Annotated in this window: 6 protein-coding genes; 2 read left to right on the plus strand and 4 right to left on the minus strand. The window is 65.0% G+C overall.

The features are described 5' to 3' along the window. Positions 1 to 357, plus strand: a 357-nt coding sequence (locus tag EOA38_RS32730) for a hypothetical protein (protein ID WP_127301173.1), incomplete at its 5' end; no start/stop codon positions are given. Between the two features lie 234 nt (positions 358 to 591). Then, positions 592 to 1,101, plus strand: coding sequence for a hypothetical protein (locus EOA38_RS32735; protein ID WP_127301174.1), 510 nt, complete (start codon positions 592 to 594; stop codon positions 1,099 to 1,101). Between the two features lie 34 nt (positions 1,102 to 1,135). Here EOA38_RS32735 and EOA38_RS32740 read toward each other — a convergent pair whose 3' ends face one another. From EOA38_RS32740 to EOA38_RS32755, 4 genes are all read right to left on the minus strand, one after another. After that, entirely contained in the window at positions 1,136 to 1,441 is a 306-nt protein-coding gene (locus EOA38_RS32740; protein ID WP_126090746.1) for an urease subunit beta, read from the minus strand. A 97-nt stretch (positions 1,442 to 1,538) separates the two neighbouring features. Continuing rightward, the gene (locus EOA38_RS32745) at positions 1,539 to 1,793 is read right to left on the minus strand and encodes a DUF1272 domain-containing protein (RefSeq protein ID WP_127301175.1); all 255 of its coding nucleotides are present in this window, start codon (positions 1,791 to 1,793) and stop codon (positions 1,539 to 1,541) included. Positions 1,794 to 1,818: 25 nt separating this feature from the next. Then, positions 1,819 to 2,121: an urease subunit gamma gene (locus EOA38_RS32750; protein WP_041003069.1), complete on the minus strand. Its 303-nt coding sequence runs from the start codon at positions 2,119 to 2,121 to the stop codon at positions 1,819 to 1,821. Between the two features lie 36 nt (positions 2,122 to 2,157). After that, positions 2,158 to 2,759, minus strand: a 602-nt coding sequence (locus tag EOA38_RS32755) for an urease accessory protein UreD (RefSeq protein ID WP_127301176.1), incomplete at its 5' end; no start/stop codon positions are given.

Genomic DNA, 2,759 nt, shown 5'->3' on the forward strand with positions numbered 1-2,759 from the left:
CTTTTCGCGGCCGCTGTCAGCCTGGCGCTGGCGGGCGCCGCCAGCGCCCAGCAGCAGCCCTCGCCTCAGCCCAGCCCAGCGCCGGCGGCGCCTGCTCCCGCCACGCCCAAGGCTCCGACGATCGAGAGTGTAAACATCGTCGACATCACCGAACTGCCCAAGGACACGCAAACACAGGTCAACCAGATCGTGGCGCAACGCGGCGACGCCGGCCTGCAGACATTGCGCAAATCGATCGACGCGACGCCCAAGGTGAAGTCCGCGCTCGAAGCCAAGGGAATAAGCTCGGCGCAGGTGATCGCCGCCAGCTTGCAGCCCAACGGCGCGCTGACCCTGATCACCAAGAAGGCGAGCTGACCCGGAGCAATTCCAGGAAAAGTGTGCAACGGCTTTCCGCGCGGAATTGCGTAAAGACAAATGGTTAGAGCGGTTCGGCGGTTCCTCCAGACGCTGAACCGCTCTGGAAAAGCCGCTCCACAAGCGCTGGCGGGCCAGATTCGGGCCCGCTAACGGCAAGGCTGAGGGAACTTCCGGCCGACGAGAGTCGTTTCGCTTTTTTCGCCCCGCCAAAAGGTCAGTCAGGATCGAGCCATGGCGGCTGCCCCGCGCGTCACAATTGCGTTCCCCGCTACGGCCGTGGCCATGCTTCTCATGGCCGCCGTCCCGCATGCCGCGTTCCCGGCGCAGCCTGTGGACGGCAAGCCGCCATTGGACAGCAACAAGCCGGGTGCGGCGATCGTCGATTCCGACATCCGGCAGGAAGAGGCGCTGTCGAAGACGGAGGCCGGCAAGGTCATCACCGCTATCGACCGCACACGCGACAATATCGGCACGGTGCGCAAGACGACCAAGCTCGACACGGTCGACATCGTATTCCTGACGGACGCCGCGCGCAGCGAGGGCGGGCCACCGCCGATGATCGAAGACAAGGTTGAGCAGCATAAGGACGACGTCGCGGAGTTGCGGCAGGAGATCGAGGCGAACGCGCTGCTGTTCAACGCCATCGATTCGCGGCGCGTGCTCGCGGAGGACGTGCTTGCCGTCGAATTCGACAACCCGGGCAAGATCGTCATCTATGCGGCAGCCAAGCCCCCGAAGTGATTTGAGCGCCCCAGACCTCACAGCTTGCCCGACCTCACAGCCTGCCCATCACCTTCTGCTGGAATCCATAGACCTCACGCTTGCCGCCGAGCGGCACCAGCGTGACGTCGCGTTCCTGACCCGGCTCGAAGCGCATGGCAGTGCCGGCGGCAATGTCCAGACGCATGCCGCGCGCGCGTTCGCGGTCGAATTTCAGCGCTTCGTTGGTCTCGTAGAAATGATAGTGGCTGCCGACCTGGATAGGGCGGTCGCCGCTGTTGGCGACCTTGAGCGTCACCGCCTGCAGGCCCTTGTTCAGCTCGATCTCGCCTTGTGCCGTAATGATTTCGCCCGGGATCATCGCGCCCTCACAACACGCCGAAAGCAATCGCCGCGAGCGCGGTTCGTATCATCGGAGCTGTTGTCATCTGCATGCCTTTCTTCAGCGGTCGTATTGCTCACGCGGCCTTGCGCGGGCCGCAGCCTTCGGCCTTGAGCACGCGCCTGGTCGAGGCCGGGTATTTCTTCAGCATCGCCGCCGGCCGGATCGGCCGCGGCGAAAAATTGCCGCCGCAGTTCGGGCAGACGCCGCCAAGCACGCCTTCCGCGCAGTCGGCGCAGAAGGTGCATTCGAAGGTGCAGATCAGCGCATCCGTCGCCTGAGGCGGCAGGTCCTTGTCGCAGCATTCGCAATTGGGCCTCAGTTCCAGCATCGGTTCCTCCTCACCGGATCGGCCCTCATCTGATCGGCTCGTGCACGGTCACCAGCTTGGTGCCGTCGGGAAACGTCGCCTCGACCTGGACGTCGTGGATCATCTCGGCAATGCCGTCCATGACCTGGGCACGGGTGACGACATGGGCGCCGGCCTCCATCAACTCGGCCACCGGGCGGCCGTCGCGGGCGCCCTCGACGACGAAGTCGGTGATCAGCGCGATCGCCTCTGGGTGGTTGAGCTTGACGCCGCGTTCCAGCCTTTTTCGCGCCACCATCGCCGCCATGGCGATCAGCAGCTTGTCCTTTTCACGCGGCGTCAGGTTCATGCGTCTTCCCAGTATTCAAGATCAAGCCATTCGAGGTCAGAGTGACCATAATTTGGGCAGACCCGCCCGCCCGTTGAGCAGTTCGACCAACGGAACCAGCCGCTTGCGGAGCTGGTAGCCATCGCCGGCGGTGAGTCTCGCAAGAAGCTTGCCAGATTGCCCGACGCTCCACAAACTGGCGCCTCCCCAGCCGCCGACGATGGGATCGCCGACGATCGCGCGGGCCGGCTCCAGCAGGCTTTCCGCGCGCGGCGAGACAAGAAGCAGTGTCGCGACGGCAAGCCCGCCGCCGGCGACCGCCGGGCGCCGGAGCCTGGCTGCGATGTCCGGCCCGATGCGGAAATCCTCGGCATGGATGAGCCTGCCATGTTGGCGGACCCGCCAGCGATCGTGGAAGTCGCCCAGAACTGTCCGTTCGCCCATCGCCACCCGGCCGAACAGCGTGGCCTCCAAAAGCAGCGCCTCGGCATCCGCGGCAAGCTTCACATCGAGCGTCCTGACAAAGGCCGCCCGGTCGAAAACGATGGTTTCCTGCGGCAACCATGCGATCCGGCCGCCGGCGCCGACATCCAGGCTGACTGTCGTCTCGGCGCGATCGGATGCGGCGCGATAGATTTTCTCGCAGGCCTGGGTGGTGA

This window comes from Mesorhizobium sp. M1E.F.Ca.ET.041.01.1.1 (assembly GCF_003997355.1).
Lineage (GTDB): Bacteria > Pseudomonadota > Alphaproteobacteria > Rhizobiales > Rhizobiaceae > Mesorhizobium.